This window comes from Rhodomicrobium vannielii ATCC 17100, from assembly GCF_000166055.1.
Lineage (GTDB): Bacteria > Pseudomonadota > Alphaproteobacteria > Rhizobiales > Rhodomicrobiaceae > Rhodomicrobium > Rhodomicrobium vannielii.
In genome coordinates, this window is the sequence record NC_014664.1 from 1,434,145 (window position 1) to 1,447,359 (window position 13,215).

Annotated in this window: 14 protein-coding genes, 1 tRNA gene and 1 pseudogene; 5 read left to right on the forward strand and 11 right to left on the reverse strand. The window is 63.0% G+C overall.

The features are described from left to right. Positions 1-7: 7 nt before the first annotated feature. Together RVAN_RS06500 and petA are read right to left on the reverse strand one after the other, a co-directional pair. On the reverse strand, positions 8-1,285 hold the full coding sequence (locus RVAN_RS06500; protein WP_013418958.1) for a cytochrome b: 1,278 nt from the start codon (positions 1,283-1,285) through the stop codon (positions 8-10). A 30-nt stretch (positions 1,286-1,315) separates the two neighbouring features. Continuing rightward, positions 1,316-1,900 (reverse strand): ubiquinol-cytochrome c reductase iron-sulfur subunit, encoded by a 585-nt coding sequence (gene petA, locus RVAN_RS06505; protein ID WP_013418959.1) that lies wholly within the window; start codon positions 1,898-1,900, stop codon positions 1,316-1,318. Between the two features lie 56 nt (positions 1,901-1,956). On the opposite strand from petA, the gene RVAN_RS06510 reads away from it, so the two are divergent. Both RVAN_RS06510 and hemF read left to right on the forward strand, forming a co-directional pair. Then, on the forward strand, positions 1,957-2,484 hold the full coding sequence (locus tag RVAN_RS06510; RefSeq protein ID WP_013418960.1) for a tRNA (cytidine(34)-2'-O)-methyltransferase: 528 nt from the start codon (positions 1,957-1,959) through the stop codon (positions 2,482-2,484). A 79-nt stretch (positions 2,485-2,563) separates the two neighbouring features. Next, on the forward strand, positions 2,564-3,478 hold the full coding sequence (hemF, locus tag RVAN_RS06515) for an oxygen-dependent coproporphyrinogen oxidase (protein ID WP_169309524.1): 915 nt from the start codon (positions 2,564-2,566) through the stop codon (positions 3,476-3,478). On the opposite strand, the gene RVAN_RS06520 is transcribed toward hemF, so the two are convergent. The 7 genes and pseudogenes from RVAN_RS06520 to RVAN_RS06550 all read right to left on the reverse strand — a co-directional run bounded on the left by RVAN_RS06520 (position 3,475) and on the right by RVAN_RS06550 (position 8,214). Beyond that, the gene (locus RVAN_RS06520) at positions 3,475-3,990 is read right to left on the reverse strand and encodes a hypothetical protein (RefSeq protein WP_013418962.1); all 516 of its coding nucleotides are present in this window, start codon (positions 3,988-3,990) and stop codon (positions 3,475-3,477) included. The genes hemF and RVAN_RS06520 overlap by 4 nt on opposite strands. A 59-nt stretch (positions 3,991-4,049) precedes the next feature. Next, positions 4,050-4,127: transfer RNA gene (locus tag RVAN_RS06525), tRNA-Pro, on the reverse strand. 473 nt (positions 4,128-4,600) lie between these two features. Further along, positions 4,601-4,903, reverse strand: a pseudogene (locus RVAN_RS20770) (integration host factor subunit alpha); the annotation flags it as partial. Between the two features lie 166 nt (positions 4,904-5,069). Next, on the reverse strand, positions 5,070-6,047 hold the full coding sequence (locus RVAN_RS06535) for a beta-ketoacyl-ACP synthase III (protein ID WP_013418964.1): 978 nt from the start codon (positions 6,045-6,047) through the stop codon (positions 5,070-5,072). After that, positions 6,044-7,108: a phosphate acyltransferase PlsX gene (plsX, locus tag RVAN_RS06540; RefSeq protein WP_013418965.1), complete on the reverse strand. Its 1,065-nt coding sequence runs from the start codon at positions 7,106-7,108 to the stop codon at positions 6,044-6,046. Before plsX ends, RVAN_RS06535 begins: the two co-directional genes overlap by 4 nt. 126 nt (positions 7,109-7,234) lie before the next feature. Continuing rightward, a complete protein-coding gene (locus RVAN_RS06545; RefSeq protein ID WP_013418967.1) occupies positions 7,235-7,768 on the reverse strand; it encodes a hypothetical protein in 534 nt (177 codons plus the stop codon). Positions 7,769-7,770: 2 nt separating this feature from the next. Next, a complete protein-coding gene (locus tag RVAN_RS06550; RefSeq protein WP_037237203.1) occupies positions 7,771-8,214 on the reverse strand; it encodes a ubiquinol-cytochrome C chaperone family protein in 444 nt (147 codons plus the stop codon). A gap of 251 nt (positions 8,215-8,465) precedes the next feature. Between RVAN_RS06550 and RVAN_RS06555 the strand changes: the two genes are divergently transcribed. Further along, on the forward strand, positions 8,466-8,972 hold the full coding sequence (locus RVAN_RS06555) for an outer membrane protein assembly factor BamE (protein ID WP_013418969.1): 507 nt from the start codon (positions 8,466-8,468) through the stop codon (positions 8,970-8,972). Positions 8,973-9,025: 53 nt separating this feature from the next. Here RVAN_RS06555 and RVAN_RS06560 read toward each other — a convergent pair whose 3' ends face one another. Beyond that, complete coding sequence (locus RVAN_RS06560; protein ID WP_013418970.1) at positions 9,026-10,201, reverse strand: DUF2066 domain-containing protein; 1,176 nt, start codon at positions 10,199-10,201, stop codon at positions 9,026-9,028. A gap of 135 nt (positions 10,202-10,336) precedes the next feature. Between RVAN_RS06560 and purM the strand changes: the two genes are divergently transcribed. Next, positions 10,337-11,410 carry a phosphoribosylformylglycinamidine cyclo-ligase gene (gene purM / locus RVAN_RS06565; protein ID WP_013418971.1) on the forward strand — a complete coding sequence of 358 codons (1,074 nt, stop codon included), beginning with the start codon at positions 10,337-10,339 and terminating at the stop codon, positions 11,408-11,410. Then, the gene (gene purN, locus RVAN_RS06570) at positions 11,407-12,042 is read left to right on the forward strand and encodes a phosphoribosylglycinamide formyltransferase (RefSeq protein ID WP_013418972.1); all 636 of its coding nucleotides are present in this window, start codon (positions 11,407-11,409) and stop codon (positions 12,040-12,042) included. The genes purM and purN overlap by 4 nt, the downstream gene beginning before the upstream one ends. Before the next feature lie 13 nt (positions 12,043-12,055). On the opposite strand, the gene RVAN_RS06575 is transcribed toward purN, so the two are convergent. Further along, entirely contained in the window at positions 12,056-13,048 is a 993-nt protein-coding gene (locus RVAN_RS06575) for an alkane 1-monooxygenase (RefSeq protein ID WP_013418973.1), read from the reverse strand. Positions 13,049-13,215: the final 167 nt, after the last annotated feature.

The following is a 13,215-nucleotide window of genomic DNA, read 5'->3' on the forward strand; positions in this document are numbered from 1 at the left end:
TGGTCTCCTACTCGGCCGCCACGGCGCGCGCGCCGCGGCCAGACCCGTCGTCCGATTTATGCGTGAAGGTGTCTGCGATCGAATCCGGCTGCGGTTTCGGTGTCTCGTAGATACCCACCACCGGCATCAGGATCAGGAAGAAGGCGAAGTAGTAAAAGGTGAAGAACTGCGAGGCCATCGTGGTCGTCTCTGTGACCGGCGCCGCGCCCAGATAGCCGAGCGCAAGGCAGGAGAATACGAAACCCCAGAAGAACCAGCGGAACATCGGCCGGTAGTTGAGCGAGCGAACGCGCGACGTGTCGAGCCACGGGATGAAGAAGAGCACGGCGATCGCACCGAACATCGCGAGCACGCCACCGAGCTTGGACGGAACCGCGCGCAGGATCGCGTAGAACGGCAGGAAGTACCATTCCGGCACGATGTGCGGAGGCGTCAGCAGCGGATTGGCGGGCACGTAGTTCACCGCGTCACCGAGATAGTTCGGCGTGAAGAAGATGAAATACGCGAGGATGACGCCGAACACAGCGAGCGCGAACAGATCTTTCGTCGTGAAGTAGGCGTAGAAGGGAAGCGTTTCCTTCTCGACGTTCTTCACCTCGACACCGGTCGGGTTGTTGGAGCCCACGACATGGAGCGCCCAGACGTGCAAAGCGACAAGGCCGACGAGCACGAAGGGAAGCAGATAGTGGAGGCTGAACAGGCGATTGAGCGTCGCGTTATCGACCGAGAAGCCACCCCAGATCCATTGCACCAGCGTGGTGCCAAGGCCGGAATAGAGCGTGTCGAGCGACGAGAAGAGGTTCGTGATCACGGTCACGGCCCAGAAGCTCATCTGGCCCCAGATCAGCGAGTACCCCATGAACGCCGTCGCCATCATGACGAGGAATATCGCCACGCCGATCATCCAAAGCACTTCGCGCGGCGCCTTGTAGGACCCGTAATAGATGCCGCGGAACATGTGGATATAGACGGCGAGGAAGAACATCGACGCACCGACCGCATGAGCGTAGCGGAGCAGCCAGCCGTAGTTCACGTCGCGCATGATCTTTTCGACCGAGTCGAACGCCAGCGCCGTGTTGGGCGCGAAGTGCATCGCGAGGATGACGCCCGTGACGATCTGGGCGATGAGCATGAACGCGAGGATCGCGCCGAAGGTCCAGAGGTAGTTGAGGTTGCGCGGCGTGGGGAAGACCATGAAATCCGCTATGAAGCGGATGATCGGCAACCGCGCGTCGAGCCAGCGCGTTACCGATGTTTTCGGTTCGTAGGTGGAAGCGTGGGACATTTCAGAAAAACCTTCTCGGAATGGCGGGAACTAGCCGATCAGAATCTTTGTGTCCGCCGTGAACTGGTACGGCGGGACGTCGAGATTGCGCGGCGCCGGTCCCTGGCGAATTCGCCCGGCGGTGTCGTACATCGAACCGTGACATGGACAGAACCAGCCGCCATACGGGCCTTTTTCGTCGCCCGGAGCCTGGCCCTTCGGAACGCAGCCGAGATGGGTGCAAATGCCGATCAGCACGAGCCACTTTTCCTTGCCGGCCTTCGTGCGATTCGCATCGGTGGCGGGCAGATCGGAGGGCGCACCGAGAACCTCGGCATAGGGGTCTTTCAGGTCGGCGAGCTGAACGGCCTGAGCTTTCTTGATTTCTTCAGCCGTGCGGTGACGGATGAAGACCGGCTTGCCGCGCCAGAGCACGGTGATCGCGGCACCTTCCGGCACCGGCGTCAGATCGACATCGATCGACGCGAGCGAGAGCGCAGACGCGTCTGGGTTCATCTGATCGATCAGCGGCCAGAGCGCGGCGGCCGCTCCGACAGCCGCGAATGCCGTGGTTGCGAGATAGATGAAATCACGGCGCGACACGTCGCCTTGATCACCGTCGTATGTTGTGGCCATCGGAAGTTCAACCTTGTAGGACGTTTTGCGGGAGCGAAAAAATCGAGCTCTTATGCATGCTAACGATTTCCGTGTCCATGGCACAATTTAGCTCGACCATCCACGGGGACCCGCTCTTGATGCGTGTAGCGCTATATCAACCAGACATTCCGCAAAATACAGGGACGATCTTGCGTATGGCGGCATGTCTAAACGTCGCAGTCGACATCATCGAGCCATGCGGGTTCGATTTGTCCGATCGCGCGCTTCGACGCGCAGCCCTTGATTATTACGACAAGGTGAGGGTGCAACGCCATGCTTCTTTTGAACTTTTCTTAAACAATATCAACGCAAGCGGCGCAAGGCTGGTTTTGATGACGACGAAGGGCGCGACGCCCTATCACGATGTGTTGTATCGCAATGAAGACGTCATTCTGGCCGGTCGTGAGAGCGCGGGCGTGCCGGACAAAGTCCACGAAAGCGCGCATCTGCGGGTCCGGATTCCCATGCAGCAAAGCCTTCGGTCGCTAAATGTAGCCGTTTCCATGGCCATGGTGCTCGGTGAAGCCCTTGGCCAGACTGGCGGTTTTTCGCGTTTCCTGTAGAAAGGACGCGATTCTCCTTTTCAGAACGCCAAGCGCCGGAGGCGCAATGCCGAGACACAGTTCAATTCGCATACCTGCAATGCCTAAATCGCAGACCTCGCCTCTGGATAACTCCGGTCCGTTCCACCCCGAAATGTCAAAAGCGCGGGTCTGGTTTGCATCGCTGCGCAACGACATCTGCAACGAGTTCGAGCGGATCGAGGACGAGCTGAAGAGCGGTCCGCATGCCAGTCTGCCGCCGGGACGTTTCGAGAAGAAGCCGTGGAGACGCACCGACCATACCGGCGAGGATGGCGGCGGCGGGACAATGGCCATGCTGCATGGCCGCGTCTTCGAGAAGGTCGGCGTGCATGTTTCGACCGTCCACGGTGAATTCGCGCCCGAGTTTCGCGCACAAATTCCCGGCTCCGAGGAAGACCCCCGTTTTCGTGCGTCTGGCATTTCGCTGATCGCGCATATGCGCAACCCGAATGTGCCGACCGTCCACCTCAACACGCGTTTCATCGTGACGTCGAAATGGTGGTTCGGCGGCGGCTCGGACCTGACACCGATGCTGTCGAAACGGCGGCGCGTGGAAGACCCGGACGTGCTCGACTTTCATGCCGCTTTCCGCTCGGCCTGCCTCAAGCATCCCGTCGCCGATTACAGCCGCTACAAGGAATGGTGCGACGAATACTTCTACCTGCCCCACCGGCAGGAGGCGCGCGGCCTGGGCGGCATCTTCTACGACTATCACAACTCCGGCGACTGGGACGCCGACTTTGCCTTCACGCAGGACGTGGGGCGCGCGTTCCTTGCCGTCGTGCCGAAGCTCATCAGGGCCAACATGCACACGCCCTGGAGCGAAGCTGACCGTGATGAGCAACTCGTCAGGCGCGGCCGCTATGTGGAGTTCAACCTGCTCTACGATCGCGGCACGGTCTTCGGGCTCAAGACCGGCGGCAATGTCGACTCGATTCTGTCGTCGATGCCGCCCGTGGTGAAGTGGCCTTAAGGCAGGAGCGGGATCGCCAGGCGATCCTTCTCGCCGCTCTCGACCCGGCGGAGATCAGTCGTGACGTCGATCACGCCGGGGATAAGCCACAAAGCATCCCGCAGCAAAAACCTGTAGCTGTTTGTATGGGGAATGTAGGTCGAGTGATCTCGCACGACCTCTGCGGGAATAAGGATCGCCCGCAAGACGCAAAACGCGTCATCGAATAATACGGCGGCGAGTATGTCGAACCCGTCGAGATCGCGTATCGCAGAGAGCTGACGTGACTTGTTACGTCTATGCAGGCGGCGGCCCTTGATCTGATAGCGAACGCCGCCCGCTCCTATCGCGTCGAACGCCTTGACCGAATTTGCTTCCTGTGCCCAACCAAAGGCTTTGCAAAACAGATATTCGGCGAGATCGCCCGTCGGGTTGTTGGCAGACCGGAGCACATTGCGCTCCCTCAACTCCTCCGAAACCGCTGCATGCAGGGCGAGCAGCTCGGCAATCGATTTGGCGCGCAAAAAGTCCATCGCGTCCTTACGGTTTGCGCGGAAATATAGGGTTCGAAATGGATTTGTGGGGTGTTGAATGGTCGGAGCGAGAGGATTTGAACCTCCGACCCCCGGTCCCCCAGACCGGTGCGCTAACCGGGCTGCGCTACGCTCCGTTGCCGCGCACTTTGCGGGCAATCGGCCCGCCCGTCAAGCATTGTAACGGGCCGATTTCACTATAACGCGCCAATCAGGACGAGACGACGCGCTTCTTCGACGATGAGGCTTTGGGGGCGCTCGCACGTTTCGGCGCGGCATCCTCGGCTTTCGTCTTGTCGGCGTCGCTTTTTGCGGCGGCGGCCTTCGAGGCAACCGGTTTCGGAGACGCCTCTTTGGCCGCAGACTTCGGTGCAGCCTTTGTTGCCGGCTTCGCGACGTCCGCCTTCGCAGCTTTCGGCTTCGCTTCGACCTTCGGCACCGACTGTTCTGGCGAAGCTTTTTCCTCGACAGGAGCCGCTTTTGCCGACGCCTTCGCGGGCTTCGGTTTCGCCGTGTCACCAGCCTTCGAGGCGGCTGCCGTTTTCGCCCCCGCCTTCGTGGTCGTCTTCGCCGGCGCAATCTTCACCGCAGGCGGAGGAGGCACCACCTTAGCCAGACCGGCGTTGATCCGGTCCTTCATGATATTGCTGGCTTTGAACACGATAACGCGGCGCGGCGTGATCGGAACGATCTCGCCGGTTTTCGGATTACGCCCCACGCGCTCGGATTTCTGACGAAGTCCAAACGAACCGAAGGATGAAAGCTTGATTGGTTCGCCACGCTCAAGCGCGTAAACGATTTGTTTGAGAACTAACTCTACAAGTTCAGCTGCCTCGTTGCGAGGTAGGCCGACTTTCTCGAAGACTGCCTCAGCCAAGTCGGCTCGGGTCAGTGTTTTCCCGTTAAGCGCCATGACGCGCCGTGTCCCTCCCCATAGAACGAAGCGCATACAATGTTAACGCTCGGCCCGGACCATAGCAAACACTAATCTTGTAAAAATCCCTTTGGAAACAGATATTTTTGGGCAAAAATGCCGCAGGGAGACTGTTTGTTAACCCTATGTTGTGAAAGTTCGGGGGCTACCACCGAACGAGGTTGGCGCCCCAGGTGAAGCCGCCACCCATCGCCTCGAACAGAACGAGGTCGCCACGCTTGATCCGGCCATCGTGAACGGCGGTCGAAAGCGCAAGTGGAATTGAGGCCGCAGACGTGTTGCCGTGGCGGTCCAGCGTGATGACGATCTTCTCCTCGGCTATGCCGACCTTTTTCGCCGTGCCGTCGAGGATGCGCTTGTTGGCCTGATGCGGGACGAACCAGTCGATATCGCTTGGACGGAGGTTGTGAGCGGCGAGGGTGCGCTCAACCACATCCGAGATCGCATTGACAGCAAAGCGGAAAACCTCCTTGCCCTGCATGCGCAGATGACCGACCGTCTGCGTGGAGGACGGGCCGCCGTCCACATAGAGCTTGTCCTTATGGCGGCCATCCGAGAACAGCATCGAGCCGATGATGCAGCGTTCGCGCATGGGGTCTTGTACCTGCGTCGCTTCGAGAACCACCGCGCCCGCGCCGTCGCCGAACAGCACGCAGGTGCCGCGGTCCTCCCAGTCGAGGATGCGGGAGAACGTCTCCGCGCCGATCACGAGACCGCGCTTGCCCTGCCCTGCCCTGATGAAGTTGTCCGCCGTCGCCAGCGCATAGGCGAACCCCGAGCACACCGCCTGCACATCGAAGGCGAAGCCGTGGGTGAGGCCGAGGCCCGCCTGGATCGTCGTCGCGGTCGAGGGAAAGGTGTTATCGGGCGTGGACGTCGCTAGAATGATGAAATCGAGCGACTGCGGGTCGATGCCCGCGTGATCGAGGGCCGCGCGCGCAGCCGCGATGCCGAGGTCCGAAGTCATCTCGCCGTCGGCGGCGATATGGCGCGTCTTGATGCCGCTCCGATCGCTGATCCACTCGTCCGACGTATCGACTATGCGCGCCAGATCCTGATTGGTAAGCACGCGCTCCGGGAGATACGATCCGCAGCCTAAGACGACCGATCTAGTTTGTTTCACTGGGCAACCGCTTTCAGGGCTTGTTCCGGTTTGGCCTGGAGAGCGTTATGGAAGCTCTCGACGCCGCGCTGAATATCCGCGACCAGACCACTGGCTGCCATGTCGTAGCCCAGGTCGATGGCGCTTGCAAAGCCCACCGCGTCCGCACCGCCATGACTTTTTATTACAACGCCATTCAATCCGAGGAACATGCCGCCGTTCATGGTGCGCGTGTCCATCTTCGCACGGAGCGCCTTGAAGGCCCCTTGCGCAAGGACCGCGCCCAGCTTCGACATCAGCGAGCGCGTCATCGCGGCCTTAAGATAGGCGCCGATCTGCTTAGCGGTGCCCTCTGCCGTCTTGAGCGCGATATTGCCCGCGAAGCCTTCGGTGACGACCACATCCACAACGCCTTTGCCGAGGTCGCTGCCTTCGACGAAGCCGTAATAGGTGATGGGCAGCCCCGGCGCCTTCAGTGCCGACGCCGCGCGCTTGATCTCTTCGAGCCCCTTCACTTCCTCGGAGCCGATGTTGAGAAGGCCAATCGTCGGCTTCTCCACCTGGAACAGCGCGCGGGCCAGCGCCGCGCCCATGTTGGCGTTATCGACGAGGCCCTTGGCGGTCGCACCGACATTCGCGCCGACATCCAGCACGATGCTTTCGCTCCTGAGGGTCGGCCAGAGCGCCGCGATCGCGGGCCGCTCGATACCGGGCAGCATGCGCAGGCAGAATTTCGACATCGCCATCAGCGCGCCGGTGTTGCCTGCGGAGACGGCGGCTTGCGCTTCGCCCTGCTTCACCGCTTCGAGCGCCATCCACATGCTGCTCTTCCAGCGGCCGTAGCGGAGCGCCTGACTCGGCTTGTCGTCCATCGCAATGGCGACCTCCGAGTGAACGATCTTCGAGACGGCAGCCAGCGGCGAATCTTTTGACAGATGCGCGCGGATCTCGTCTTCGCGACCGAAAATGATGTATCGCGTCTCGGGATGCCGGATGAGCGAGAGCGCCGCAGCCGGTATCACCACGGACGGGCCAAAATCTCCTCCCATCGCGTCGAGCGCAATCGTGATTGGCGTTCCCATGCTTGAAACCAGAAGCCCCGCACTTGCCCTGTCGGGCTTTAACCCTCTTCAGATAGACGCGGCACCATACTGTATAACGGTTTTGTGACAACGAAAAAGATCGCCGCGATCCCGGTCTGCGTCTTCTTATCCATCCCCGTCGTCTCCGGTCTTCGGCCGAAGGCGGATAAGCTCCGCGAAGGGGTGCGCGTTGCTTTCGTCCGGCGCCTGCCAGGCGAAACTGTCGCCTTCGTTGCGCGGATAAGGTTCGAGCGAAACCGAAAACAGCTCGCAGAGGAAAGCGCCGATGGGGATCTTCGCGCCTGAAAGCGCCTCCGGCGGCTCCGCTTCGAAGGACGGCTCATCTTCGCCGTTGCCCTCGATGAGCTCCGGCGGCCAGAACTCCACCTGAAAGCGCTCGTCGAGCGTCGCGGGGACGTCGGCGAGATCGACAACGCTGGCCTGCACGATGTCGGCCTCAAGCCGTCCGCTGACCCGATAGCGGCCGCCGTTGAGCCCGATCACCTGAACGCTGGCCGCGAATTTCTTGATCTCGCGGACCTCCGCATAAGCGCCAAGAGCCGCACGCTCGGCGGCGTCCGCCTCGAAGGTGACAGTCTCGACCGCGCGCGTCAGCGTATGCGTGTCGATCGCCCATGGGAGCGGCTGTGTTTTCAGCATCGTCAGACCGCCTGCTTCAAGCCGTAGACTTCCGGGAAATTCAGGTGCCCCTGCAGGAGCATGTTGAGCGGCATTTCCCCAACATTTTTTATGGAATGAAAGATGTAGTCGGCGAGTTCGTCGGCGGCGACATTGGCGTTCTCGTCGCCGGACTGGAAGCTCTTCCAGATCGCCTCGGCGAGCGCCGCCTTGTTCTTCTGCTCGGCGGCGTTCGTATAGACCACCAACTGGCGATAGAAAAGGTCGGCGATCTTGCGGACTTCCTGCGCCACATAGGCGTCGGCGATACCGAGATCGCGCACCATGCTGTCCATTTCGCGCACGAAAGCCTCGATGATTTCCTTGCCGAGCAGCTTGCCCTCGTTCGCGCCGAGCTTCAGGTTCTGCATGACGATGAACATGTGGATGACGAGCATGTCGAAGCGGCCCGACAGCGTATCAGGCACCCCGCATCGCACATAGAAAACCGGATTGCGCGATTGCGCGACTATCGAATCGTATATTTTCTCAGCGGCCTCACGGCGAGCTGAGCGCTCAGCAAACCAACGGAACATCGTTCGGCTGACTCCAGTTTTCGCTCTTGCGGGCAACGTACCTTATAAAGCCTTAATCGCATCCAAAAAGGGTGCAATCACGTCGCGGGCATGTTTGGTCAGAACGCGAGGCGCTGACAGCAAACAGCAAATTTGGGGGCGAAATGTCAAATCAATCCTCTAAGGATTTTGGACGAAAGCGCCTGCGGGCGAAGGCCCTCGTCAGGGCTGTCGCGATGTCGTCGGCGCTTGCCGCCGCGTGCTTCACTCTGCCGGGCTGCGCAGGCAACGTCATCAAGCAGGGGCACCAATTTCAGGATGAAGACCTGAATCAGGTTCGCGTCGGCATGTCGAAGGACGAGGTCGTGCTCGCGCTCGGCACGCCCGACACGCAATCGGCCATCGCGGGCGGCACCTATTATTATGTGTCGCAGACCGCTCAGCAGCCGATGGCGTTCATGAAGCCGGAAGTTATCGACCGGCGCGTTGTCGCGGTCTACTTCGACAAGAAGGACAAAGTCGAGCAGATCGCGAATTACGGGCTGAAGGACGGCAAGGTGTTCGACTTCATCCGCCGCGAGACGCCCGTCTACACGCGCGATCAGGGCATGCTGAAGGAGATCTTCCGCAATATCGGCATGGGGCCTGCGATCCCCGGCGTGCAGAAATAGGCGTTCCGCGCAGTCAATCCTTCGCCCCGTGTGTCGAACGCGGGGCGAAGCTCTCAGTGCACCTTCACCACGAGCCCATCCGGGCCATTCTCGACGACGAGCCCCTGCCCCGCCGCCATCGCGGTCAGACGCTCCGCGCCCCCCGGAAAGTCGAACGCGATCGCGGCGCTCCTCGGATTGACCGAGTGCAAGTCCCAGTTCTGCACACCCGGTAGTCCCTGAAGCTGGCGGCGGATCGTCTGCCATTCCTTCAGCCCCGAATAAAGCGCGGTCACCTGAAGCGTTTCCATACTGCCGCCATAGGTCGGGGCGGTATTTCCGTCATAGGGAGCGGACGCGGTGCCGCCATAGCTCTCCGACGCGACCGCCGGAGCCGCCGGCGCGGATGCCTCGCGGGCGAGTTTCCACCGCTCCTGAACCGTGTCGAAGGCGAGGTCGGCCGCCACGTCGAGCGCCGTGCCATCGCCGCCATCCTTCGCCTTGACCTTGCGCTGCACGGAAAACTGACCGCCTGAATCGAGGCCGATCAGCTTCAGCGAAATGGTTTCGCCATCGCCGTCGGTTTCGGCCAGCGCGAACATGATCTGTTGCGTCTGATACTGCGTCTTGAGCGTTTCGAGGGTAGCGGCAGGGCTCGCGATGTAGGCGTTTGCAATCGCGGCGGTGATATCCGAGCGCGCGGGCGCAACCTTCGCCGGAACGAGCGCGTGCGTGAGGTCGAGCGAGGTCAGCGCGGTGCGCCAGGCGTTGCGGTCGGCGGTGCGAGCGGACCCGCCCTCCACATACACCGGGACGATCAGGATTTCCGGCCCGCGGTCGGTGATGGCGGCCACACCGTAGCGCGCAAGAAGCGCCAGCACCGCGCGCTCGGAGAAGCTCACACCAAAGGTCGCAACATAGCCGGTGCCGCTCACGCCCTCGCCGCGCACGTCCATATCGGACACAAGCGCTTCGATCTCGTTCAGCGCGAGATCGGGAATATGCGATTGCGAGCGGTAATCCACGATGCGCGACACGAGCTTGCGGAAGGCGCGGCTCTGCGCCTGTCCTTGCGCGATCTTCTTCGCCTCGACCGCGTTTTCCGCCTCGGCCGCGGCCTTCACGTTCGCCACCGCGAACACGCTTGCCTGGCGCGTCTGCGCGGTTGCCTCAGCGGCAGCCAGCCCCAGACCGAAGCATGCGAGCGCGAGCAACGCACCCGCCTTCGTCAACGCCCTTTTCATCGCCATGAAAGGAACTCCCCGCTCGAAAGGCTTGTGGCGCTTGTGTACCATGCAGCTAAAATGCTAGCCCCTGTCATAAATGGTGCACCACGCCCCCGCAAGCCTTTGCCGGGGCAGTAAGGCAGCCTTGCGGCGGAAAGCATGACAACGGATTCGGACGGTTCTTATAAAAGTGCGGGCGTCGACATCGACGCGGGCGAAGCGCTGGTCGAGCGCATCAAGCCGCTGGCGAAGGCTACGGCGCGGGCGGGCGCGGGCGCGGCGCTGGGCGGCTTCGGCGGCCTTTTCGATCTCAAGGCTGCGGGCTTCACCGATCCGGTGCTCGTGGCGGGCAATGACGGCGTCGGCACGAAGCTCAAGATCGCCATCGAGACGGGCATTCACGACACGGTCGGCATCGATCTCGTCGCCATGTGCGTGAACGATGTCATCGTGCAGGGCGCGGAGCCACTCTTCTTCCTCGACTATTTCGCGTCCGGCCGCCTCAATATCGACACCGCCACCGCCGTCGTGGCTGGCATCGCCGAGGGCTGCAAGCGCGCGGGCGCGGCGCTGATCGGCGGCGAGACGGCCGAAATGCCGGGCATGTATGCCGATGGCGACTACGACCTCGCGGGCTTCGCGGTGGGCGCTGCCGAGCGCGGTACGCTGCTTCCGCGCAACGACGTGGCGGCGGGCGACGTGGTGATCGGCCTCGCCTCCTCGGGCGTCCACTCGAACGGCTTCTCGCTCGTGCGCAAGATCATCCGCGATCACGGCCTGTCCTTCGCCGATGCCGCGCCCTTCGACCCCGCGCGCCCGCTCGGCCGCGCGCTGCTCGACCCGACGCGCATCTATGTGAAGCCCGCGCTCGCGGCGCACCGCACCGGCCGCGTGAAGGCGTTCGCGCATATCACCGGCGGCGGGCTTCCCGGCAACGTCAACCGCGTGCTTCCGCCCGCGCTCGCCGCGCGCATCGACCTGAACGCGGTTCCATATCTGCCGGTATTCCGCTGGCTTTCGGCTGCGGGCGGCGTCGCGCAGAGCGAGATGCTGCGCACGTTCAATTGCGGCGTCGGCTTTGTGGCGGTTGCCGCGCGCGCCGACGCCGGCGCGGTGATCGACGCGTGTACGGCGGCGGGCGAAACCGCGTTCCTGCTCGGCGAGATCGAGGCACGCAGCGAAGGCGCGCCGCAGGTGCTGTTCTCCGGCGCGCTCGGGAGCGACGCACGATGACCACCAAAAAACGCGTCGGCGTTCTCATCTCGGGGCGCGGTTCGAACCTTGTCTCCCTGATCGAGGCGGCCCGCGCGCCCGACTTCCCGGCCGAAATCGTGCTCGTGCTGTCGAACAAGGCGGACGCGGGCGGCCTTCAGCGCGCCGGCGACGCCGGCATCGCAACGCACGTCATCTCCCACAAGGGCCTGTCGCGCGAGGCGTTCGACGAGGCGATGGTGGCGGCGCTGCGCGAAGCGGGCGTCGATATCGTCTGCAACGCGGGCTTCATGCGGCTGCACTCGGCCGTGTTCGTGCGCGCGTGGCACGGCCGTCAGCTCAACATTCACCCCTCGCTTTTGCCGTCGTTTCGCGGCCTCCACCCGCAGCAGCGCGCCATCGACGCGGGCGCGCGCATCGCGGGCGCGACCGTGCATTTCGTGAGCGAGGAGATGGACGCGGGGCCGATCATCGCGCAGGGCGCGGTGCCGCTCCTGCCCACCGACGACGAAGACGCGCTCTCCGCCCGCATCCTCGCGATGGAGCACCGCGTCTATCCGCTGGCGCTCAGGCTCGTGGCGTCCGGCGCAGCGCGGCTCGAAGGCGAGCGCGTGGTGTTCGCGGACGACGCGCCCCCGCCGTTCTTGTTTTAGGGCAATAGAGCGCTTAGGCGCGCGCCTCGCTCAGCGTGGCTTCGGCTTGCGTCTCAGGCGCAGCCGGCGCCGCGGCCGTCTCCCAGAAGCGGGCATGCCATGCGAGTACGCGCGGGTTCATGAGGCGCACGAAGCGCTCGGGCCAGAGCGTGGCGATGAGCGCCATCGCGCAGAAGCCGCCGGGAAGGCGCGGCGCATCGCCCGTCGCGCTCCATGCGTGCTGCGGCCCGAGCGGCTCGAAATGCCCCTGCCCCAGCGGACGGCGCAAAAGCCCGAACCGCGCGACATACGCGCCCGCGTCGATCACCACCCACGCAACGAGCGCTTGCACGAACAGCGCCATCACGCCGAGCGCGCCGCCGAGGAGGAACGCCGCCTCGATCAGTACGGCATAGGCGATGAAGGCGCGCAGGAATGCGTTCGAGAGGCTGAGCGTCGAGCGCGCTTGCGCGTGGAGGCGTTCATCTTCCGCGTCCCACGCGGCGAACAGACCAATGAAGGTCGAGCGCAGGAAATAGCTGTAGAAGCCTTCGCCGAAGCGCGGCGTGATGGGGTCTTTGGGTGTCGCGGCGCGCGCGCCGTTCTCGCCGCCGTGGCGCACCGCGAAGGAGCCGTACAAGATCGGCCACGTGAGGAGTTCGGCCGCCGCTCGGTTGTAGCGACCGCCGCGATCGAGGAGCGCAAAGGCCGACGCGCCGCCGACGCCGCCGGTCGCAAGCCCGATCCCGATGGCTGCGACGAACAGCGCCGAGCCGCCGAGCGTGTCCGCCGACGCCGCAAGGCCGAGCACCAGCGCGAACTGAATCGGCACCCACGCCCACGCGAAGGCGCGCTGAACCCGGCTCGCGGGCGCGGATTGCGCGCAAAGCCCGAAAACATGATCCGCAGCCGGAACGACGACGAGGCCGTAAACAGGGAGAGCCAGAAGCCACGGCCCGCCGTGAAGCAACGCCAGCACGGCGAGGGGCACGAAGGCAAGCGAAACGAGGACGGGCAGCGCGCGCATGCAGTCAGGTCCAATTATCGATGCGAGACCTTAGCGCAAGCAATCCGCCAGGTAAAATACCGAGTGGCCGCACTCCTGTAGGCGTTTCGCGATGTGAGGCTATGGACTAGCCTTCCCCTTCACCGGCTTTACGCCGCTCTCACAGGTTGCACGGGGCGCTCGACCGA

Bases quoted from the DNA above. Each gene is read 5' to 3' on its own strand.
- hemF (WP_169309524.1), top strand. From the start codon at position 2,564: ATGCCTAAATCGCAGACCTCGCCTCTGGATAACTCCGGTCCGTTCCAC.
- plsX (WP_013418965.1), bottom strand. From the start codon at position 7,108: ATGGGAACGCCAATCACGATTGCGCTCGACGCGATGGGAGGAGATTTT.
- RVAN_RS06560 (WP_013418970.1), bottom strand. From the start codon at position 10,201: ATGGCGATGAAAAGGGCGTTGACGAAGGCGGGTGCGTTGCTCGCGCTC.
- RVAN_RS06545 (WP_013418967.1), bottom strand. From the start codon at position 7,768: ATGCTGAAAACACAGCCGCTCCCATGGGCGATCGACACGCATACGCTG.
- RVAN_RS06575 (WP_013418973.1), bottom strand. From the start codon at position 13,048: ATGCGCGCGCTGCCCGTCCTCGTTTCGCTTGCCTTCGTGCCCCTCGCC.
- RVAN_RS06520 (WP_013418962.1), bottom strand. From the start codon at position 3,990: ATGGACTTTTTGCGCGCCAAATCGATTGCCGAGCTGCTCGCCCTGCAT.
- purN (WP_013418972.1), top strand. From the start codon at position 11,407: ATGACCACCAAAAAACGCGTCGGCGTTCTCATCTCGGGGCGCGGTTCG.
- purM (WP_013418971.1), top strand. From the start codon at position 10,337: ATGACAACGGATTCGGACGGTTCTTATAAAAGTGCGGGCGTCGACATC.
- petA (WP_013418959.1), bottom strand. From the start codon at position 1,900: ATGGCCACAACATACGACGGTGATCAAGGCGACGTGTCGCGCCGTGAT.
- RVAN_RS06555 (WP_013418969.1), top strand. From the start codon at position 8,466: ATGTCAAATCAATCCTCTAAGGATTTTGGACGAAAGCGCCTGCGGGCG.
- RVAN_RS06500 (WP_013418958.1), bottom strand. From the start codon at position 1,285: ATGTCCCACGCTTCCACCTACGAACCGAAAACATCGGTAACGCGCTGG.
- RVAN_RS06510 (WP_013418960.1), top strand. From the start codon at position 1,957: ATGCTAACGATTTCCGTGTCCATGGCACAATTTAGCTCGACCATCCAC.